At 52.7% G+C, this 20,829-nt stretch carries 21 protein-coding genes; 9 read left to right on the top strand and 12 right to left on the bottom strand.

The genetic code is table 11. From position 1 onward, the window contains the following. Positions 1-686 precede the first annotated feature (686 nt). Positions 687-1,709 (bottom strand): NAD(P)/FAD-dependent oxidoreductase, encoded by a 1,023-nt coding sequence (locus tag MYS68_RS35890; protein WP_248930325.1) that lies wholly within the window; start codon positions 1,707-1,709, stop codon positions 687-689. A gap of 164 nt (positions 1,710-1,873) precedes the next feature. Here MYS68_RS35890 and MYS68_RS35885 point away from each other — a divergent pair, with 164 nt between their 5' ends. Together MYS68_RS35885 and MYS68_RS35880 are read left to right on the top strand one after the other, a co-directional pair. Then, positions 1,874-2,458 carry a class I SAM-dependent methyltransferase gene (locus MYS68_RS35885; protein ID WP_248930324.1) on the top strand — a complete coding sequence of 195 codons (585 nt, stop codon included), beginning with the start codon at positions 1,874-1,876 and terminating at the stop codon, positions 2,456-2,458. Beyond that, a complete protein-coding gene (locus MYS68_RS35880) occupies positions 2,455-3,087 on the top strand; it encodes a DedA family protein (protein ID WP_248930323.1) in 633 nt (210 codons plus the stop codon). The genes MYS68_RS35885 and MYS68_RS35880 overlap by 4 nt, the downstream gene beginning before the upstream one ends. A gap of 192 nt (positions 3,088-3,279) precedes the next feature. On the opposite strand, the gene MYS68_RS35875 is transcribed toward MYS68_RS35880, so the two are convergent. The 6 genes from MYS68_RS35875 to MYS68_RS35850 all read right to left on the bottom strand — a co-directional run bounded on the left by MYS68_RS35875 (position 3,280) and on the right by MYS68_RS35850 (position 9,004). Continuing rightward, a complete protein-coding gene (locus MYS68_RS35875) occupies positions 3,280-4,581 on the bottom strand; it encodes an ABC transporter substrate-binding protein (protein WP_248930322.1) in 1,302 nt (433 codons plus the stop codon). A 938-nt stretch (positions 4,582-5,519) separates the two neighbouring features. After that, a complete protein-coding gene (locus MYS68_RS35870; protein ID WP_248930321.1) occupies positions 5,520-5,693 on the bottom strand; it encodes a hypothetical protein in 174 nt (57 codons plus the stop codon). 50 nt (positions 5,694-5,743) lie between these two features. After that, positions 5,744-6,007, bottom strand: a complete 264-nt coding sequence (locus MYS68_RS35865; protein WP_248930320.1) for a stalk domain-containing protein — start codon at positions 6,005-6,007, stop codon at positions 5,744-5,746. A gap of 497 nt (positions 6,008-6,504) precedes the next feature. Then, the gene (locus MYS68_RS35860) at positions 6,505-7,110 is read right to left on the bottom strand and encodes an NAD(P)/FAD-dependent oxidoreductase (RefSeq protein ID WP_275983629.1); all 606 of its coding nucleotides are present in this window, start codon (positions 7,108-7,110) and stop codon (positions 6,505-6,507) included. Positions 7,111-7,283: 173 nt separating this feature from the next. Then, positions 7,284-8,120 carry a carbohydrate ABC transporter permease gene (locus MYS68_RS35855; RefSeq protein ID WP_248930318.1) on the bottom strand — a complete coding sequence of 279 codons (837 nt, stop codon included), beginning with the start codon at positions 8,118-8,120 and terminating at the stop codon, positions 7,284-7,286. After that, the gene (locus tag MYS68_RS35850) at positions 8,120-9,004 is read right to left on the bottom strand and encodes a carbohydrate ABC transporter permease (protein WP_248930317.1); all 885 of its coding nucleotides are present in this window, start codon (positions 9,002-9,004) and stop codon (positions 8,120-8,122) included. Before MYS68_RS35850 ends, MYS68_RS35855 begins: the two co-directional genes overlap by 1 nt. 161 nt (positions 9,005-9,165) lie before the next feature. On the opposite strand from MYS68_RS35850, the gene MYS68_RS35845 reads away from it, so the two are divergent. From MYS68_RS35845 to MYS68_RS35830, 4 genes are all read left to right on the top strand, one after another. Beyond that, positions 9,166-10,959: a cache domain-containing sensor histidine kinase gene (locus MYS68_RS35845; RefSeq protein ID WP_248930316.1), complete on the top strand. Its 1,794-nt coding sequence runs from the start codon at positions 9,166-9,168 to the stop codon at positions 10,957-10,959. Positions 10,960-10,961: 2 nt separating this feature from the next. After that, a complete protein-coding gene (locus MYS68_RS35840; RefSeq protein ID WP_248930315.1) occupies positions 10,962-12,578 on the top strand; it encodes a response regulator in 1,617 nt (538 codons plus the stop codon). Between the two features lie 109 nt (positions 12,579-12,687). Continuing rightward, complete coding sequence (locus MYS68_RS35835) at positions 12,688-13,125, top strand: hypothetical protein (RefSeq protein ID WP_248930314.1); 438 nt, start codon at positions 12,688-12,690, stop codon at positions 13,123-13,125. After that, positions 13,125-14,195, top strand: a complete 1,071-nt coding sequence (locus MYS68_RS35830) for a phosphodiester glycosidase family protein (protein WP_248931126.1) — start codon at positions 13,125-13,127, stop codon at positions 14,193-14,195. The genes MYS68_RS35835 and MYS68_RS35830 overlap by 1 nt, the downstream gene beginning before the upstream one ends. A gap of 514 nt (positions 14,196-14,709) precedes the next feature. On the opposite strand, the gene MYS68_RS35825 is transcribed toward MYS68_RS35830, so the two are convergent. Beyond that, a complete protein-coding gene (locus MYS68_RS35825) occupies positions 14,710-15,180 on the bottom strand; it encodes a carboxymuconolactone decarboxylase family protein (protein WP_248930313.1) in 471 nt (156 codons plus the stop codon). A 195-nt stretch (positions 15,181-15,375) separates the two neighbouring features. Between MYS68_RS35825 and MYS68_RS35820 the strand changes: the two genes are divergently transcribed. Then, positions 15,376-16,260, top strand: a complete 885-nt coding sequence (locus MYS68_RS35820; protein WP_248930312.1) for a sigma-70 family RNA polymerase sigma factor — start codon at positions 15,376-15,378, stop codon at positions 16,258-16,260. 67 nt (positions 16,261-16,327) lie between these two features. Here MYS68_RS35820 and MYS68_RS35815 read toward each other — a convergent pair whose 3' ends face one another. Together MYS68_RS35815 and trmL are read right to left on the bottom strand one after the other, a co-directional pair. Then, positions 16,328-16,588 carry an AbrB/MazE/SpoVT family DNA-binding domain-containing protein gene (locus tag MYS68_RS35815; protein WP_248931125.1) on the bottom strand — a complete coding sequence of 87 codons (261 nt, stop codon included), beginning with the start codon at positions 16,586-16,588 and terminating at the stop codon, positions 16,328-16,330. A 155-nt stretch (positions 16,589-16,743) separates the two neighbouring features. Next, on the bottom strand, positions 16,744-17,208 hold the full coding sequence (trmL, locus tag MYS68_RS35810) for a tRNA (uridine(34)/cytosine(34)/5-carboxymethylaminomethyluridine(34)-2'-O)-methyltransferase TrmL (RefSeq protein WP_248930311.1): 465 nt from the start codon (positions 17,206-17,208) through the stop codon (positions 16,744-16,746). A 139-nt stretch (positions 17,209-17,347) separates the two neighbouring features. On the opposite strand from trmL, the gene MYS68_RS35805 reads away from it, so the two are divergent. After that, positions 17,348-18,061 (top strand): response regulator transcription factor, encoded by a 714-nt coding sequence (locus tag MYS68_RS35805; RefSeq protein WP_248930310.1) that lies wholly within the window; start codon positions 17,348-17,350, stop codon positions 18,059-18,061. Between the two features lie 391 nt (positions 18,062-18,452). Here the strand turns inward: MYS68_RS35805 and serC are convergent, their stop codons facing one another. Continuing rightward, entirely contained in the window at positions 18,453-19,541 is a 1,089-nt protein-coding gene (gene serC / locus MYS68_RS35800; RefSeq protein WP_248930309.1) for a 3-phosphoserine/phosphohydroxythreonine transaminase, read from the bottom strand. Between the two features lie 165 nt (positions 19,542-19,706). On the opposite strand from serC, the gene thpR reads away from it, so the two are divergent. After that, entirely contained in the window at positions 19,707-20,288 is a 582-nt protein-coding gene (gene thpR, locus MYS68_RS35795; RefSeq protein WP_248930308.1) for an RNA 2',3'-cyclic phosphodiesterase, read from the top strand. Positions 20,289-20,301: 13 nt separating this feature from the next. Here thpR and MYS68_RS35790 read toward each other — a convergent pair whose 3' ends face one another. Next, on the bottom strand, positions 20,302-20,613 hold the full coding sequence (locus tag MYS68_RS35790; RefSeq protein WP_248930307.1) for a hypothetical protein: 312 nt from the start codon (positions 20,611-20,613) through the stop codon (positions 20,302-20,304). Between the last annotated feature and the right edge of the window lie 216 nt (positions 20,614-20,829).

Below are 20,829 nucleotides of genomic sequence, written 5' to 3'. Positions count from 1 at the left end.
TGCCTCAGGCCCGCGATTGTCCGCCAAGGTTTTGCTGGCGCAAAATCCTATGCCGGACACGCTTCACTTTTTGCGCGGTGCCGGGGGTGCGACTGAGTGCCTCGGGCCCGCGGTTTTCCGCCATGGTTTTGCTGGCGCAAAACCTTTGCCGGACACGCTTTACTTTTTGCGCGGTGCCGGGGGTGCGACTGAGTGCCTCAGGCCCACGGTTTTCCGCCATGGTTTTGCTGACGCAAAACCTTTGCCGGACACGCTTCACTTTTTGCGCGTGTGCCGGGGGCCCAATGCTTGTCGGGTTAAATGATATGAGCAGCCAGTCGATCGATGGTTAAACGGGACCATAGCGGAACTAGTGTGCTTTAAATCAGTCAATTTCGGTTATTTTTCAAAATTAGCGGAACTCAGGTGACCTATTAGACTGTTTCCTCACTCCTCAAGCCATTTTCCACCGATTTAGCGCATCTCAGTTCCTCTATTTTTCCAATGCAACGATTTTCCTGAGAATAACGAACCTGCGTTCCTCTATTTTTAATTAGCTACTTATTTTAGGACCACGATCCATCGAAAGCGTTAACCTGACATCATTGAACCGCTTGCCTCGGACCCGCTTCACCTTGCAAACGAAGTTCAGCAAAAACAAGACGCCGAACCGGCAAAGGTTCGGCGTCGTTTTTCATTTACCTCGATTACTTCGACGAACCGGAGGACTGCCTGATCTTGAGCAGCTCCTTATGCATCCATATGGCGGCTTGGGAGCCTTCGCCCATGGCGATCGTCAACTGCTCGGCGTGTACGCCGACGTCGCCCGCCGCCCATACCCGGGGCACGCTGGTCATCTTCGTGCGCGGATCGGTGGCGATATGTTTGTTCTCCAGCCGCTCTACGCCAAGTCCGTCTACGACCGAGGAGCGCACTTCGTTGCCGCCGAAGGCGATGAAGCCGCGTTCGCCCCGGATTTCGCATCCGCCGGTAAGTTTTACTCCCAGAAACTCGCCTTCCTTATCCGGGGACGTTAATACCTTTTCGATGGCTTCCTCGCGGTAATCGATGCCTTTTTGCCGAAGCTGCTCCAGCAGCGGTGGGTCTACAGGCTTTTGCTCGTGATTAACATATATGATATCCTGAGTAAAATAGTGTAAAGTGAGCGCCATATTCGCCCCTGTATTGCCGGCGCCCATAATGACGGTGCGACGATCTTTCACTTCAAAACCGTCGCAATCCGGACAAACGTAAACGGACAAGCCCAAACATTCCACAAGCCCGGGCAGCTCGGGAAAACGGTCCATTACGCCGGTTGCCACAAGCAGCGTCTGTGCTTCGTAACTTGTTTGCTCGGGCGGACCGCCGGCCCTTGCCGTCCCTGCGCCGCTTCCGGCTGCCCCTACCAATGCCGCTTCGGCCACCTTCGTCTCGGACATCTGAAGCACGGGCGAGACGGCAATCTTAAAAGCTTCGCCTGACTTCATCACGCCCGTTGCCTGGCCTCTGACGAATTCCACACCGAACTTTTTCGCTTGAAGCTGTCCGGTTTCTCTAAGCTCTTTGCCGGAGATGCCATTGGGCCATCCAAGCACGTTGTGGTAGCTTTTGCATAATGTAGACCTTCCGACTCCGGCGTCGATAACCAGCACCTTGTGCTGCATCCGGCCCAGCAGTATCGCCGCTTGCAGCCCGGCTATGCCTCCGCCGATAATAATGCTTTCGTACAAAATCGTTAGCCCCCTCCCGTCGTTTCCGCTGCCGCTGTGAAGTAGGTTGCCCGTTTTTTCAAGAATTAATATATTGTTAAGGATTTCTTCAGGTTTCCATCATGTTAGATGCAGAAATTTTGGCTATGATAAATACATGAAAATAAAGGGGGAATCGCGTTCCAATGAATATGACGGCTTCAACATGGCAGAAATGTTTATTTTTATATAAGTTCATCCGTTTTCCGAAACAAATAGGAAGCGTCACTCCGAGCTCGAAGGCGCTGGCAAAAAAGATGGTGTCCTCCGTCCCTTGGGATAAGGTGCGTCATGTCGCCGAGCTGGGAGCCGGCACGGGAGCCGTTACGAAATTCATTCATGAAGCCGGATATCCGGACACAAAGGTCTTTTTGTTCGAAAAGGAACCCGTCCTGAGAAGCAGGCTTGCCGGTGAATATCCGGAATATTACTGCTTCCCGGATGCCGTTCAACTGGATACCGCTATCCGCAGCAAAGGGGTAGAGCAGCTCGATTGCGTGATCAGCGGTTTGCCGTTCGCCAATTTTCCCCAGGAAATCCGCGATGCGATCATAGGACAGGTCGTGAAGACTTTGAAGCCCGGCGGTTTGTTTGTGGCGTTTCAATACTCTTTGCAAATGAAAAAGCAGCTGGCGCGTCATTTTCATATTGAGGATATTCATTTTGTCATGGGAAATGTGCCGCCCGCCTTCGTTTATGTATGCCGGAAAAAGGAAAGGAGCAGCCGATGACTTACGATGCTCTGCTGCAGATGATCCAAACGTTCGGTTATCCGGCCTTATTTTTCGCATTGTGGCTCGGCATCGTCGGCACCCCGATTCCGGACGAGGTGATCGTCATGACCGGCGGGGCGGTGGCGGCCCACGGGCTGCTGCAGCCGATACCGGCTTTCGCGGTAACGTATTTGGGCGTCGTCTCGGGACTATCCATCGGGTATGTGCTAGGGCGGTATGTCGGCACCCCGGTATTGGACCGAATTCGGCGGAAAAAGAAAATGGGCAAATATATGGCCGTATCGGAAAAATTGATCCAAAAATACGGACCCTTTGCGCTGTTTCTCAGCTACTTTTTCCCGATCGTGCGCCATGTTTTACCTTATATCGTCGGCTCTAACCGCATGCCGTTCGGCAAATATGCGTTATATTCCTATACGACCGGACTTATTTGGACGGGTATCTTTTTTATGACGGGACGGATGGTCGGCAGCCACATCCAGGAGGTTGGCGCCGTCATCCATCATTACGGAATAATTGTTCTGCTGATTGTGCTTGCCGCCGGCATCGTGTGGGGAATTATCAAGTACATTCGCCCTCTCAAAGGACGCTCGCTCCATCCTCCGGCAGGGGACACCCGCAACTGATCGGACAACCATCTAACCTCACGGAACCAAATCCCCAAAAGTGAAGTGAACCTTTCCCTTTGCAGCTTGTTCCTGGTACTTTTGTGGGGAGCCCCCGGTTTATCCACAAATGAGCTGCGCATCATTTCCTGAATGACAAAAATCCCCGGGCACTTCGTCGGTGCCTCAGGGATTTTTCTGCTTACATTGGCGTTATTTCGTTGTTTTCAGGCTGTCCCATGTTTTCTGCATATCGGCAAGCAGTTGATCCTTGTTCATTTGCTTGGCAATATAGGCTTGCATGGATGCCGCGAACTTCTTGCTCGTCGCTTCGCCGCCCGGGAACTTGAACCAGTTCCAGCTAAGTGTTTTGCCGTCCTTGCTGTATCTCATAATATCGCCGGCCAAAGGTCCGAGCACACTTTCGTCGCCGGTGATCGTTTTGAACGCCGGGATGAACTTGAATTCGTTCGTGATATATTTTTTGCCGACATCGGAAGTGACAAGCCAGTTCAGGAACTTTTTCGCTTCTTCCTTGTTCGGAGAGTTTTTGTTAATAACCCAGTTGTTCGGCACCCCAACGAAAAGCTTGTCGTTCGCCGCCGGATCGTCGCTGATCGGCATCGGCAGGAAGCCTACCTTCAGGTTCGGATTCGTTTGCGTCAGCTGAAGCTGGGTCCAGTTGCCCTGCTGCGTCATTGCCGCTTTGCCGGTGGCGAAGTCGGTGACTTGCGTTTTATAGTCGGTTTGCAGCGGGTTTTTGTTGCCGTATGCGAGCTGCAGATCGAACAGCCGGATCCATTGGTCGAATACCGGGTTGCCCGGAATTTTGCCGGTCCCTTTGTTCAGGCTGTCGATGAAGGCATTAGGATCCTGCTGGTAAGCAAACGGCAGATTGGCGAAATGGTTGCCGAGCACCCACCATTCTCCGTAGCCGTTTTCGAAAGGCGTGATGCCTTTGGCCTGGAGTTTTTTCGCTGCGTCTTCAAGCTGGGTGATCGTTTTCGGCAGCTCGGTAATGCCCGCCTGCGCGAACAGATCTTTATTGTACAGGAAACCGTAGCCTTCGAGGTTGAGCGGTTGGCCGTACAGCTTGCCGTTTTTGGTCATCGGCTCTTTGGCCACGTCAACGAGGTCTTTGACCCAAGGCTGGTCGGACAAATCCTCCAGATGCTCGATCCATTTGTCCAGGTCGGAGAACCCGCCGTTGTTAAACAGATCCGGTTTGTCCCCGGAATTGAATTTTGCCATCAGCGCCGCGCCGTAATCGGAGCCGCCGCCTACCGTATCGATTTGGATTTTAACGCCCGGGTTCGCTTTTTCGTATTCGGCTGCCAGCTTTGCCAGCGGCTCCGCGATCTCCACTTTAAACTGGAACATCTTCAGGGTAATGTTTTTGCCTCCGGCGGCCGTATTGCCCCCTGCAGCCGGCGTCTGTTCTTTCTTTGCACAGCCCGCCACAATGGACGTCGTCAGCACAAGGGACAAGCCAATTATGCCAAGCTTCTTTTTCAATTGAATAACCTCCCTAATTTGTCTTGTGTGGACGAAGCTTTTTTTACTTTTCTCAATTTTATTGTAAAAAATACCTCCGTTTCCGAACACGTACTATATTGATGGAAAAGGTGCAGTTTATTGATGGGAATATCTCCCCCCTAACTCCCCCCATCGGGGGGACCCCAGGCTTCCGAAGCAGGTTTTGCTCCGCAAAGCCCTTAAGGCGCTCGGGCGCCCTGGACCCGCCCGGTTTGCGTGGCTGCTTGCTTCTAATTCGCGTCTGTCTGGCATGGAATTTTTGCCTGCGGACAAAAATTCCTATGCCAGACACGCTTTACTATGGCGCAATGCTGTATGGAGGGACTATCTGCCTCGTGCTCGCGAATGCCCCGCCCTGCTTGCTGACGCAAGTTTGGGCGGGCCACGCTTTACTTTTACGACAAAACAAGAAAAGACCTTCGTTTTTGAAGGTCGGTCGTAGCGCTTTTTTATCTCACTTCAATAACAAATGCATGCCCCGTCTCCGCCAATGTTGTACCAGGCTTATATTGCCAGACCCCCTTCAATAAGTACACGTATTTCCCTTTCTGGTCAGGTACTCTAATGGTATTGTTTTGAATATCTTCGTAGGCTCTGTTCTGACGCTCATCCCAGTATTCGTAAAATTTTATAGTCGGTTCCGGTTCGTAGTTGTAATCTATCACAATCTGATCTCCGGGTTTAACCACGACCGGTGTCAGGTCCTTAACCAGAATATTTGCAGGCGCTGCGTCAGCACAACCAACAGTCCAGCAATGGGAAGCGTCCACCAAAGGGAAGGTTTGATTGCCGACGGACAAAGTTGGGCGAGGCTGATCTGCTCCTCTAACTAAATGAGGACCCAAATAATGTACTTTCAGACTAACATCAGCGTAATTGGTGACATCTCGTAATAGTTGGAGTTCAAAGTCCTTAATTTACCCCTTATCTATATTATCGGTATATTTGCTGGCCTCGCCAATCAGTTTATTGTCTTGATCAAAAAAACTAAGAGTCATATAGATTCCTACTTGATTATATTTTTCAACTGTAGGGTCATTATCTATAAGAAGCTTCCCCTGTACAACGGTGACAGCATCCTTTTTGGACAACTGTAACCCTGCAATGGAGACATTTGGATAAGCCGCATCTTTAATTGGCCTCACTTTATCGAAGCAACGGAGATCGTACCGGTTTTGCTGTCAAATCCGACGCTTCCGCCCAATTGCTCCGTAATGTATCTCAAGGGCACATAGATATCTCCGCCATAGTTAAGAAGTGAAGCGCCTTCGAGCTGTTTGTTATTAATAAGCAGCTTATGAGGTGAAATGATAAATTGCAGCAACTGTTGCTCGGCAAAGGCAAATGGACTTCTCATCAATGCGATGATTCCTAAAATAAAAATAAAAAATTTCCAGTTTCGCAACGTCCTGTAGTCCCCCACTTTAAACTCTCTAATAACTTCATCTGAATCTGGAATTTTAATCTTCGCATATGTTTGAAAGTGCAAGATGATTTGCGAGAATATTAGCATACTCCAACGGAATCGCCTGTAAGTCATATATACTGGCAGGCTAACGGTTGCTGCAGAGCTTATTTGGCTCAAAAACGTCATTTTTACATTGTAACGGTTGTGTCAGAGCTTATTTCTCATCTTGCCTCCCTTAAAACGAGGAAAGTTCACAAATAACCTCTCTGGCAACCGTTACTGTTCTGAAACCACCCATTTCGCCCCCATAAGCTCACCTGCAACCGTTACACCCCATATCGCATGAGCCGCAGCCGCCCGTCGTACTGCACATGATTTCTACTGCCAACGCATAACGAAATAGTACCCCAATTCCCCCCAAATATCCGCACAAAAAAGATGCCCCCCATGGAGAGCACCTCATTTAGACCATATTAGGCCTATTCAAAAGCTTATTAAGACTTCAGCACATCATGATCAACATAACGTTCGCCATTGATCTCGCTGATCACGTTGATCGCGACCTTAGCGCCGTCGCCGGCGGTGATGATCGTATGTAAGCTCACGCCTGCGGCCGCACCGGCGGCCCAGATGCCGGGGATGTTCGTTTTGCCGGCGGCATCGACATCGACTATCGTTTTAACCCGCGGCTCGGTGCCCGGTTTGGTGGCGATGCCGGACGCTTCCGCCAGATCGGCGAACAGACCCGTTGCCAAAATCACGTGCCCGGCCGAATAGCTGCCGCCCTCGGTGGCCACCGTAAAGCCGTCGTCCGACTTCGTCACCGAAGTCACTTTGCCCGTCACAAACTCGGCGCCGAATTTGCCCGCTTGCTTCTTGCCGAGCTCGACGAGATCGGGGCCGGAAATTTCGGCTACGCCGTAATGATTTTCAATCCATGCCCGCTTCGTGATGCTTTGATCGCTGTCGATGACCAGCGTCTTCTTGCCGGCTTTCGCGGTAAACAGCGCGGCGCTTGCACCGGCGGGACCGGCGCCGATAATGGCTACATCGTACTTCATCGTCTTATCCATCTCCTTATCGATCGAGTGGGTGCGCATCGCTTTTTCACGATGATTGTGTGGTGGTGTTTTTTGCTAATTTCATCCTAACGGAAAATAAGTTAGTTTGTCAACATTTCATACATTAAAGTTTGTTTAGTCGCCAAATAACGACAAAAAACCTAAAAAGGCGCAGTAGAAGCGCCTTTTTAGGTTTTCCCAAAACCCGTACATTATCCTTTGACCGAACCTGCCGTAATGCCTTCGATGATATGCCGCTGCATGAACAGGAAGAAGATGATGATCGGCAGTACGCCCAGCACAAGCGCGGCAAGCGCGAGGTCCCACTGCTTCGTATACTGCCCGAAGAAGGAAAACGTAGCGAGCGGAATCGTGCGCAGGTCGGGACTGTTCAGGACAAGCGACGGCAGCAGAAAGTCGTTCCAGATCCACAGGCTGTTCAGCAAAATGATCGTCACGGTCATCGGCTTCAGCAGCGGGAAAATAATGCGCCAGAAAACACCGTACGGTGAGCAGCCGTCCACCGTGGCCGATTCTTCGATCTCCATCGGAATCGATTTGATAAAGCCGTGGTACAGGAATACGGTCATCGAAACGCCGAAGCCGAAGTAGCAGATCACCAGCCCGGGGATGCTGTCCATGAGCCCGACATCGCTTGCCACTTTCACAAGCGGAATCATGATCGATTGGAACGGTATGACCATCGCCGCGACAAAGGCAAAGAAGATCATATTATTGATCTTGGTGGGCGTACGCACAAGCCGGTAAGCGGCCATCGAGCTGATCACCACAAGACCGAGGTTGCTGAATACTGTAATCAGCAGCGAATTCAGAAACGCCTTCGGAAACTTCATAATATCCCAAACCCGCACGTAGTTCGAAAAATTAAGCGACTTCGGCAAACCTGCCGCATTGATCAAAATTTCCGCGAACGTTTTCAGCGAGTTGGCGATGACGAAATAAAACGGAACGATAAACAGCAGGCCGAGCAGGATGCCTAAAATCTCCAGCCCGAGGACTCGCCCCGTGTAACGGCTTCTTGCTTCCACTACACTTCCACCTCCTTGGACTTCGTAATGCGAACCTGAACCAGACTGATGATCGCCACGACGATAAAGAAGATCAGCGCCTTGGCCGTACCGAGGCCGTAACGGTTGTTGCGGAACGCTTCCTCATAGATGTTGAGGGCGACCGATTGCGTCGAGTTAAACGGCCCGCCTTTGGTCAGCGACACGTTCAGGTCGTACATTTTGAACGCCCACGATATGGTCAAAAACAGACAGACGGTCACCGCCGGCATGATCATCGGAATCGTGATCTTGCGCAGCGTCTGGAATCGGGTTGCTCCGTCGATATAGGCAGCCTCCTGCAATTCCTTCGGCACGTTGGCCAAAGCCGAGATGTAGATGACCATCAAATAACCCGACGTCTGCCAAACGGCAACGATGATCAAGCCCCAGAACGCCGTCGGCGCATCGCCGAGCCAAGGCCATTGAAAAAACGGCAGATGCGTAACTTCCCCCAGCGTGGCAAAGCCTTTGACGAAAATAAACTGCCAAATAAAGCCAAGCAGGAGGCCGCCGATGACGTTGGGCATAAAAAACACCGTCCGCAGCACGTTGCGCGTCTTGAGCGCCTGAGTCAGCAGCAGCGCGAGCAAAAAACCGACCAGGTTCGCCATGATAACTTTGACGACGGTAAACTTGGTTGTAAACCAGAACGATTTATGAAAATCTTCATCATTCAGCAAAATGTACTTGATGTTGTCCAGCCCGATCCATTTGACGTCGGACGTCACTCCGTTCCACTCCGTAAACGAGTAGTAGATGCTCATCAGAAACGGAATGATTACAATGATGGTAAAAAACAAAACGGCCGGTCCGACGAACACCCATTGATGGAGCCAGCCCGTCAGCTTATTTTTCGAACGCATGGGAAAGTCCCCCTTATGTCAGGTATAGCAGCATACCGTTAGTATAAAACCGCGGTCCCCACAGCAACACCTATTCTCGTGACGCATCAGGTGGAATTTATTGATGTGGATTGGTACAATGAATGGCGTAAACGTGACTGACGGCAAAAGGAGGGACAGGTTTGATCCGAAACAGCATCAGGGGCAAGCTGATCTTGTTTTTGCTGGGCGCAACGATCCTGCCGATCGTATCCTCCATTGTCATCACGTATTATTTCACCAAGCAAAACGTTTCCCAGGAAACGATCCGCAGCAATTCGAACCTGATTTACCAAGGAAAAACGAACATTGTCACCTACCTGAACATCATCGAGCAAACGTCGCTCGCCGTATACAAGGATCAGGACTTGTACAGCATTTTGGAAACCGGCGGCAGCGACGATTTTATGGTAAAAAATGAAGTTTACCGCGCGCTGCAGTCGATATCCAATAGCGTGCGCGATATTCACCAAATCTATTTGTACATTGCGGCTGCGGGCCGTTCACATCTGTTTGTGCACGGACAGCCCGGAAGAAACGCGCCGCCCGACCCGGCCTTTATCCCGAACGTACACAAGGGCGGCGTGTCTCTCGAGCCTACCCATATCAGCCATTCGTACGGAGTCGGGAGCAGTTTTTATGTTCCCCCGAGCGTTGTCGTGTCTATGCACCGATCTATTTTTAATGTAGTGACCCAGCGGGAGCTGGGGACTTTGTCCATCGACATCAATATCGAGGTGATCCGCTCGATTTGCGAGCAGCTGTACGACCGGAATCAGGAGGAGCTGTACATATTGGACCGCAGCGGCCGCGTCATCTATGGACCTGACCCCAGCGTCTGGGGGAAGCCGCTGCCAAAAATGTGGGTGCCTTATCTGCTCGAAATGACCGAATCCAACGGCACGTTCGAATGGAACAAACCGGAGTTCCAAGGCGTCCATATATTTGAAAGGATGCAAACTCCATATATGGACTGGGTGCTCGTAAAAAGCATACCGAACGAGGTACTGTACCATAACGCCCGCGAAGTAACCCAGCTCAACTCGACGGTGTTTGTCATCTTCCTTGGGCTCGTCATCGGCGCAACGCTGTATATTTCGTTCCGTTTTACGCAGCCGATTAAAAATTTGCTTCGCTACATCAGCCAAATTCAGTCCGGCAATATGCAGGTCGACATTAAGGTGACTTCAAACGACGAGATCGGCATTTTGGCCAGACGGTTCCGGCAGATGATGCAGACGATCAACAATTTGATCATGCGCGAATACAAGCTCGACATCGCCAACAAGACGAATCAGCTCAAAGCGCTGCAAGCCCAGATCAACCCGCATTTTTTGTACAATTCCTTGCAGTCGATCGGCACGCTCGCGCTGCAGCACGATGCGCCGAAAATTTATTCCTTGCTGTCCTCGCTCGCCAAAATGATGCGCTACAGCATGAATACGAACGAAACGCTCGTCCCGCTCAAATTCGAGATCGACCACGTGAAGTCGTATTTGCAGCTGCAAATGCAGCGGTTCGAAAACGAGCTGAGCGTCACCTTCGACATCGATCCGCAGACGCTGTCCACAGAAGTGCCGAAGATGATTCTTCAGCCGCTCGTGGAAAATTACTTCAAGCACGGCTTTGATCCGCGCGAGAAAACCGGGGAGCTGAAGATCGCAAGCTCATTTGCGGATGAAGCTTTTTTACAGATCACGGTGGAGGATAATGGCCGGGGCATGGAGCCGGAGCAGCTGGAGGATTTGCAAAACCGTCTGATGCGGGACGAATACCCCGGGGAAGCGGTCTCCGGCAGCATCGGGCTCGTGAATGTCAAATCCAGGCTCGCTCTTTATTATGAAGGACAATCCCGGATTGAACTGGAACGAAGGGAACCGTCCGGGCTTAAGGTGACGCTGGCCATTCCGCTTTCCCGCGAGGAGGATATGCAGTAATTATGAAGGCGATCATTATTGACGATGAAAAACATGTCCGCGATGCGATCAAGCTTCTGGTTGACTGGAAGCATTTTGGGATCGACACGGTGCTTGAAGCGCAGGACGGGATGGACGCGATGAAGCGAATTGAAGAGGAAAAGCCGGAGCTTATTTTTACCGATATGATGATGCCGCTGAAAAGCGGGATGGAGCTGCTCGAATGGCTGCGGGACTATGCGCCGCACAGCAAGACGATCGTCATCAGCGGGCACGACGATTTCGAGCTTGTCCGCCACACGGTCAAATACGGCGGCACCGATTATATTTTGAAACCGATCGACCGGGACCAGCTGCACGAAGCGGTGGAGAAGGCGCTGGCCAGCTGGCGCCAGGAGGAAGAGCAGCGCTGCGAACAGCGGCAGCGCAACATCGAAATGAACCAGATCCGCCCGGTGTATTGGGACAAAATCTGGTCGGGTCTCATCACCGAGCCGCATAGCTACGAGAGCGCGGCGGAGGCGCTACACCGCGAATTCGGAATCGGCCGCGGCGCCTCCGAGTGCCGCCTGGCTATACTCAGCCTGCTGGCGATGAGCGAAAGCTTGAAGAGCAAGTTCGCATCGAGCCAGGACCTGCTTATTTTCAGCCTGATCAATATTTGCAACGAATTTTTGCACGGATCGGGGAACGGGACCGCCTTTCGCCATTGGAACGACGAGGATGAAATCATCCTTATCTGGTGGCGTCATCTGGACGGTGTGGAAGAGCAAATCCGCAGTATCGACAACGGCATCGTGAAAACGCTGAAATCCCGGCTCGATTTCGGCATCAGTCTCAGACAGCCGTTTCCGAAAGGGGTTCCCGCCGCCTATCGGGAAGCGAAGGAAGCGCTGCTGCAGCGCAACCTGCTCGTGCGGGACACGCGGCTTCACCTGTTTGCGCCGGCGCCGCCGGTTCGCCCGAAAATGCCGCACTTCAGCAGCTTCGAGGAAAGCTTCCGGTTCGCCATCCGCAGCGGCAGCGAGGAGCAAATCCGCATCGCGGTGCGCGAATGGATCCGGGCCGTGCGGGAGCAGGAGGCGATTACGCTGGAGCAGCTGCAGCTGTGGTGGCACGAATATACGGTGCTGCAAACCCGGTGGCTGCAGGAGCTGTTTCCCGAGGACGGCTCAACGCCGGCTCCGTTCTCGTCGTACGATATGCCTTTCAATGTCCCGCTGGACGAAGAAGGGAGGCTATCGATCGGCACATGGCAGCAGCAGCTTGAGAGCGCTCTGATCCAGCTTTCGAGGCGGCTTTTGGAGCGGCAACACAAGGAAAACCACGTCATTTACGAGATTGCAAAGTATATCCAAAACCATTATCATCAGGATATTACGCTTCAAGACATCGCCGGTCATTTTTACCTTAGCCGGGAGTACATATCGCGCAAATTCAAGCAGGAGTTTCACGTCAACATCAGCGATTATATCACGTCCATCCGGATGGATCGGGCCAAGCTTTTGCTGCTCAATCCGTCCTACCGCATTTCGCAAATCGCGGAGCTGGTCGGATATGACGACGAGAAATATTTCAGCAAGGTATTTAAAAAAACAGTCGGCATCTCGCCGAACGAATACCGCAAGCTTCAGTCCTGAGTGTGCTGCTGCCGTACTAGGTCGCAGGGGCTTTAAGTCCCAATCTCGCTGCGGTGTCTTAAGCGTTTAGACTAGACATGTTATACTGGGAGAGAGGTGAAACCGGCAAATGAGCACGCCAATAGAAACGACCGCTGTCCCGCAGCCGGCGGCGCGAAACACCCGATCCGCCGCCAAGGTCAAGCCGAGAACTTACATATTTTTGCTGATGGGTTGGATACTGCTCATCGCAGTCGGTGTCCTGGGGGCGAAAATGTACGCGGATTATTTAACGAAGCAGGTGGAGGCGCAAATCGCCGCGCAAACCGAAGCGCAGCTTAAGCAGGTGCAGGAAGATTACCAAAAGCAGGTAACCCAGCTCAAGGAAAGCGTTTCGGCGGATATGAGCAAAATGCAGACGAAAATCGACTCGTTAAACGAGCTTCTCGCCTTCACGAAGGACAGCGCCAACAGCAAAACGGACAACAGCAACCAGCTGTATACTCAGCTCAATGACGTCAAGAAAAAACTCGACGATTTGAAAAAAAGCTTGGATGTGCTGCAATGATGAGTCCCGTTCAAGCGATCAACCGGCTTTTTTTGCTGGCTCTCGCCCCTTTCATGGGAGCATTAATGTATATGCTGTTCATGCAGGCCGCCGTCAAGCTGCCGGATCTTCAGCTTGCGCCGATGCCGGCTTTTTCCGTCAGTGCGGAAGTGCAAGCGGCCGATCAGAAGCTGGAGAAAGCGAAAAACGACGCGGTCCTGACGAAAACGGTCATTGAGAAGTTTTACGAGTTGTATGAAAAAAGCACAAATGACGTCGCCGCCATGGCCAAAACGGCGGTAGCCGCCGCTGCGCGGCCGAATGCGATCTACGATTCGCGTATCACCGCCAAGCTCGGCAAGGTTGCAAGGCAATCCTCCAGCTCCAACATCGATCTGAAGCTTTTTTATTTAAATGAGGCAAACTATAAAGGGTATGCGCTCAAAGTCGAGATGAAGTCGGACAAAGCGATGAAGATGGTGCTCGGCAAGGACAAGCTGGGCAGCTCGGAGACGACGCTCGAAGCCGTAAGGCGCACCGGCGCGGTCGCTGGGGTAAATGCCGGCGGCTTCGCCGACGACGCGAAAACGGGCAAGCGGTACCCGCTCAGCACGACGATGATCGGCGGCAAATACGTGTACGGCTTCGAGCCAACGTTCGACAACTTGACGTTCATCGGTCTGAGCAAGGACCGCAAGCTGATCGGCGGCAAGTTTTCCCGACAGGCCGATTTGGACAAGCTGAATCCGGACTTCGGCGCCACCTTCGTGCCGACCTTGCTGCAAAACGGCAAAAAGGTGTCGATCCCGTCCCCGTGGAACAGCTCGCCCGCCCGCGCTCCGCGAACCGTCATCGGCAACTACTACAACGACCAGCTGCTGATTATCGTGACCGACGGCTACGACGAGAACGGCAATTCCGGCGCCACGCTCGCCGAGCTGCAGGACAAGCTGATCCAGCTCGGCGTCAAAGACGCCTACAATCTCGACGGCGGCGGCTCGTCAAGCCTTATTTTCGACGGCCAGGTGATCAACCGTCCGTCGGACGGCAAGCTGCGGCCGCTCGCGACGCATTTTTTGTTTTTCAAGTAACGGGCTGCAGGTGAAAATTGTTCACGGTTTATTCGGTTTCTTTTCAGATGGGCTTGGGATATAATAAAGTATACTTATGCGCAAAAGATGCTTGGGAAGAGGTGTACGAAATGTCCGCTACATTCTGGATTATGATGGTTACCATCGCGATGTTTCTTGCCGCCATGTTAACTGCCGCTTATAACGAAGACAAGACTAGAGGGTTGTAGCAAAATCACCCCCTAAATCCCCCTCCAGGGGGACCCCAGGCGCTCGGGCGCCCTGGACCCGCCCGCCGGGAGGGACTGCTCGCTGCTAGGTCGCGTGTGGCCGGCATAGATTTTTTACCTTCGGGTAAAAAATCCTATGCCGGCCACGCTGCACTTTGGGAGCGGTGCCGGGGCAGCAGGTACGTGCTTCTTGCCCGCGGGTGTCCGGAGCGGTTTGGCTGGCGCCAAACTGGCTCCGGACGCGCTTTACCATTTTGGAGGAGATGCAATAAAGGACGTCCCACAGAGGACGTCCTTTATTTGTCTTAGCCGGCTGAAACGTTGACCATCTGTTTTGTCGAGACATTGAGGCGATTCCACAAATTGACCGTCGCGATGCCGGCGATAAGTGTGGCAATCGCCTGTTCACCGTAAAGGCGCGCAGCTTCGTTATAGATCTCGTCCGGAACCGGATCTGTCCGGTCGCTAAGACGGGTCATCGCCTCGCTGAGCGCCAACGCGGCCCGCTCGGCTTCGGTGAAATGCGGCGTTTCCCGCCATGCCGCTACAGCCAGAAGCCGGTCTGTCGTTTCGCCTGCCCCCAGGGCGTTGCGGGAATGAAGATCAACGCAGACGCTGTCTCCATTCATTTGGCTGGCCCGAAGATATGCAAGGAAAAGCGTCGATTTGGGAATGCCGGATTTCTCTGCAGATGCAAACAGGGCTTTGCCCAAATCCTGCAAGGCTTGGACCGCATCGGGTACGATCGTAACGGGACTTTTCATTCTGGGTTGCATGGAAAAACACTCCTTCTTTTTTCGATGGAGCCGATTGATTTCGGCCCTTCAAAACGTTGACGTGTAGAATTCCGTAAATGTGACAGATGCGTCCGGGAAATGGGAAAATGAAAAAGTTGCTGCCGTTTTGTCACATCTGACCGATTTCGTTCGTCAATATTTTAGGAGCTAATTTTATATGAAGAAGGAATGGGTATGGCGAACAAATATGAACGGTTAGCGGAGCAATTTGAAGCAAATCGGGATCACTTGCGGGCAGTGGCGTACCGAATGCTCGGATCCTTAAGCGAAGCGGAGGATGCGGTTCAAGAAGCCTGGCTGCGCCTTAGCCGAACGGATGCGGACGTTATCGAAAACCTGGGGGGATGGCTGACGACGGTGGTCTCACGAATATGTCTGGATATGCTGCGATCAAGAACATCGAGACGCGAGGAATCGATTGAAACGCATATTCCCGAATCGCTCGCAAGCCAGGAGGATAAAATCGATCCCGAACAGGAAGCGGTGCTGGCCGAATCCGTCGGTATCGCCCTGCTGGTTGTGCTTGGCCGATTGAACCCCGCGGAGCGGGTCACGTTTGTTCTGCACGACATATTTGCCATGCCCTTCGCCGAGATTGCACCCATTGTTGGAAAATCGGAGTCTGCGCTGCGGCAGCTTGCAACCCGGGCAAGGCGCCGCGTGAAGGGCCAAGCGGATGCCCCCGGCGATAAGCTCGTCCGCGAACGCGAGCTTGTCGACGCCTTCCTGGCCGCTGCTTATGCCGGCGATTTCGACAGGCTCGTAGAAGCGCTCGATCCGGACGTCGTCCTTCGCGACGATCGCCGGATAGGAACCGCAAAAGTAACCCGAGGCGCAAAAGCGCTGGCCGAGCAGGTGTCGGGGCGCGCGCAGGCTGCGCAATCCGCCCTCGTGGACGGCTCGATTGGAGTTATTGCAGCTCCTCGCGGAAAACTGCTTTACGTGCTTAAATTTACGGTGAAGGAGGGGAAGATCGCTGCGGTCGACCTGATCTCCGAGCCTTCGCGCATACATCAGCTTGACCTTGCAGTACTGAATGATGTAAGTGTCCTAAAATAGCAAAACACCGCTCTTCTTCGGAAGATGCGGTGTTTTGCTTTATGCGGTCAAAACATAAAATATTGTATCAAGCGCGTTGTTTCGGTTTCATCTCGTTCATTTCGCTCAGGCAGACGGAACATATATGACGTTCCTTAAATTCGCTGACCTGCTCCATATTGCTGCAAAATACGCATCTCGGCCGATAACGCTCGAGAATGATGTGATCGCCGCTGACCAGAATCTCGACAGGATCCCCTTCGTTCATCTGATACCTTTTACGCAGTGACTTTGGCAGCACGATACGCCCCAACTGATCTACTTTCCGTACGACACCTGCCGGTTTCATCATCAATTCACCTCGCTTCCCGCAACAAACCTCAATCTCCTGAAGCATGTACTTATGGCTCTTACATTTATACATATTCGCCAAACAAAGGAAAAATCCTGCCAAACGTCAGGTCCTGCTCATAATGTTCGTAAATTGCCATTATTTTAAGTCCATTACGTTAAATGGAAAAATCCGTTTTGCCGAAGTCCCTCGTACAAAATAATCGCCGCCGAGTTGGACAAGTTGAGCGAGCGAACGGCATCGGTCATCGGCATCCGCATGAGCGTGTCGGGGTGTTCGTCCAGGATATGCTGCGGCAGCCCTTTCGTTTCTTTGCCGAACACGAAGAAATCCCCGTCGCGAAACGCAAAATCGGTGTAGATTCGCTTTGCTTTTGTCGTGGCGAGGAAGAAACGCCCTTCCGGATACATTTCCTTCACTTCCTGAAACGAGTCGTGATACTCCACCTTCACCGCATGCCAATAATCGAGCCCGGCCCGCTTGAGCGTCCGGTCGTCCGTATTGAAGCCAAGCGGCCTGACCAAGTGCAGCACCGTCCCCGTTGCCGCGCATGTCCGCGCGATATTGCCTGTGTTCGCCGGAATTTCCGGCTCTACCAAAACGATATGAAATGCCATATGACCCGGGTCACCTCTTTTTCATTATTGATGTTCATTGCCGCTTATTTTTACATTCGGTTTACCTTTTCTTAATATGTCGATGATCTATCGCTGTCATAATACAATCATAGACGCATAAATAAAGGAGACTTTCCGAATGAAAAAGAAGATCCTTGTCGTCGACGACGAACCTTCCATTTCGATGCTCATAGAATTCAACCTGAAGCTGGTAGGCTTCGAGGTTCATTGCGTATACGACGGCGAAGCCGTATTTCAGGCGATTCAACATTTTCGCCCGGATTTGATCGTGCTTGACCTGATGCTGCCGAAAATGGACGGCATTCAAGTATGCCGCAAGCTGCGCGACCAAAACAACCTCGTACCGATCATTATGCTCACGGCCATGCAGGACTTGACCGATAAAATCGCCGGACTGGACAACGGTGCCGACGATTATATGACTAAGCCGTTCAGCCCGCAGGAGCTGATTTCCCGGATTCAGGCGATTTTGCGGCGCGTTCAGGCGCTTCCTTCCGCAATGGAAAGCGCTCCGGTAACCGTCGGCCAAATCGTCATTCAGCCGGATCAGCGGGAAGTGAAAGTGCGCGGCGAAGCGATCGAGCTGACTCCGAAAGAATTCGATCTTCTGCTTTTTCTGAGCAAGCACCGCGGCAAAGTGCTCAGCAGGCAGCAGCTGCTGCACGGCGTATGGGATTATCATTTCCTCGGAGACACGCGGATCGTCGATGTCCATATCAGCCATCTGCGCGATAAAATCGAGCACAACGCACGCAACCCGGAATATATTGTAACGATTCGCAACGTCGGATACAAGCTGACGGAGCCGGCTGTTAAAGAGGTTATGGCGTAAGAGGGGCACACCCTAAGTCATGGGGCCCCCTAAATCGGGATGCCCTCCCCCCTAAATCCCCCCATCGGGGGGACCCCAGGCGCTCGGGCGCCCTGGACCCGCCGGCCGGGAGTTCATGCTCGCTGCTAGGTCGCGTGTGGGCGTCATGGATTTTTACCTTCGGGTAAAAATCCTATGCCGGCCACGCTTTACTTTGGGAGCGATGATGAAGGGAGTAGGTGCGTGCCACTATCCCGCGTTTGTCTGCCATGGTTTGCTGGCGCAAACCTATGGCGGACACGCTCAACTTTTTTGCTCGAAGTGCCCTTGTACCATGCAACCCGCAAAAATGCCCCACTGCCAAATACGGCAGGGGGCTCTTTTTGCATAACGTCCGTTTCTTACGTTCCGTTTATCCGTTCCGCTTTTGGAAATCGGCCATAAACTCGGCGAGCGCTTTGCAAGCTTCGTACGGAACCGCGTTGTAGGTCGAGGCGCGCAGGCCGCCTACGCTGCGGTGGCCTTTCAGGCCGACAAAACCTTGCTGCTCGGATTCCTTCACGAACTTTTTCTCCAGTTCTTCGTTTTCCATTCGGAACGTGATGTTCATCAGCGAACGGTATTCCGGAGCGACCACTCCGCGATAGAAGCCGCCGCTGTTGTCGATAGCCTGGTAAATGAGCGCCGTCTTCTCGCGGTTTCTTTGCTCCATCGCCGCTGCGCCGCCGTTTTCCTTGATCCATTTAAGCACCAGGTTCACCATGTATACCGAATACGCCGGAGGCGTGTTGTACAGGGAGTTGTTCTTGGCGTGGGTCGCGTAGCTCAGCATCGTCGGAATGTTTTTCGGCACGAGGCTCAGCATGTCTTCGCGCAAAATAACGACCGTAACGCCGGACGGTCCAAGGTTTTTCTGGGCACCCGCGTAAATCATCGCGAACTTGGAGACGTCCACCGGACGGCACAAAATGTCGCTCGACATATCGCCGATCAGCGGCACGTTCCCGCTATCCGGGTATTCTGGGTACTGGGCTCCGCCGATCGTTTCGTTCGACGTAATATGCAGGTAAGCTGAATTCGGTGCGAGCTTGATGTCGCTGAGCGCCGGAATGCGCGTAAACTTGTCCGCTTCGGAGCTGGCGGCAATCGCCGTTTCACCGAACTGCTTCGCTTCTTCGATCGCTTTTTCCGCCCAAGATCCTGTATGTACATAGCTGGCAACCTGGCCCGCCTTCAGGAAGTTCATCGGGATCATCGCGAATTGCGTGCTGGCTCCTCCTTGCAGGAACAACACCTTGTAGCCGTCCGGTATGCCCATAAGTTCCTTGAGCAAGCTTTGCGTCTCGTCGTTAACCTGCTCATATTCGCCACTGCGGTGGGAAATCTCCATAATGGACATGCCGATCCCCTTATAATCGACGAATTCCTCCTGCGCTCTTTGCAAAACCTCGAGCGGCAGCGCTGCCGGCCCGGCGTTAAAATTGTAAGCCCGTTTACCCATCTTCTCCACACCTTCGCATATGTTTTATATACTGGCTATGATAACAGAGTTGCTTCCCATCCTTCAAGGGGTTTGCCGCAATCTCCGACATATTGATACATTTTCCGAAAACGGCCATATTATCTATGACGGCAAGACCTCCAAGCAACGAAAGGAGCTGTTCCCGTGAGTGAAACCATTCGTTTATTTATAGCCGTTCCTCTGCCCGATCCGGTCAAAAGGGAGCTGGAAAAACGCTGCTTGACATTGCGACAGGAGCTCCCGTTTCAAAAATGGGTGCATCCGGACGATATGCACATCACGCTGCAATTCCTCGGCGAGACGCCTTCCGGCAAGGCGGACCGCATCCGCGAGGAGCTTGGGCGCCTCGCTGCCGAGACCGAGCCGATGCGCCTCGCTATCGAAGGGCTCGGCACGTTCGGCAAGCCGTCCGCGCCGAGCATCTTATGGGCCGGCGTCCGCGGCGACGTGCCGCAGCTGGCGGCGCTGCAGAAGCGCGTGGAAGCCGCCATGGAGCCGCTGGGCTTCGCGGCGGAAGGCCGCGCTTATTCGCCGCACGTGACGCTTGCGCGGCGGTATAGCGGCGCTTCCGCGTTCTCCCGCCAGGCGATGCCGGCCTGGGCTGGCGACGCTCTCGCCTGGACGGCCGGCGATATCGTGCTGTACCGCAGCCATTTGACGCGCAAACCGATGTACGAGAACATCGGTTCGTTCCGGCTTTTGGCTCAAGTAAGCACGGCTCACTAAAAACGAGCCGGGTTCAACTAAAATTCGCATACATAAGGAATCCGCCCAAAGATGCGATCCAAATAAGCGGAATGCCGTTCCAGATCAGGGCAGCCTTGTATTTTCGGCGGGAAAAGAAAACCCACCCCAGGACTAGCGAGACGAGAAATGCCAGCGGATAAAGCAATATAAAGATGAAAATGAGCCAGGTTTGCACATCGCCGGCCGCTTCGGGCGAGTCGAACATCATGACGGACATGCCGGAGATAAACAGCCATACGGCGATAAAGAGGACGTACACGATTTGCGATAAGATGAGCGCCACTAACGCTGCTTTACGATTCATTCGATTTAACCTCTTTTCCATAAGTCGCTTGGCTTGTCGAAGCCTTCTTCATATTACCATAGGCCGTCTTGGCGTACACTGAAAAGTAAGCGCTTTATGTCAGGTTTTTTCGAAAATAAGTGTAAACGGAAAAAACAAAAAACACGCCTCACCCGGCGTGTCCCGTAAATTACGTTCGGTTCCTTTCAACATGAGTGTGGCGCCTACCGTCGAAAC

It is taken from the genome of Paenibacillus hamazuiensis (assembly GCF_023276405.1).
Classification (GTDB): Bacteria; Bacillota; Bacilli; order Paenibacillales; family NBRC-103111; genus Paenibacillus_AF; species Paenibacillus_AF hamazuiensis.
Note: the sequence above shows the minus strand (reverse complement) of the source record. Positions and strands in the feature narration are given on the sequence as shown.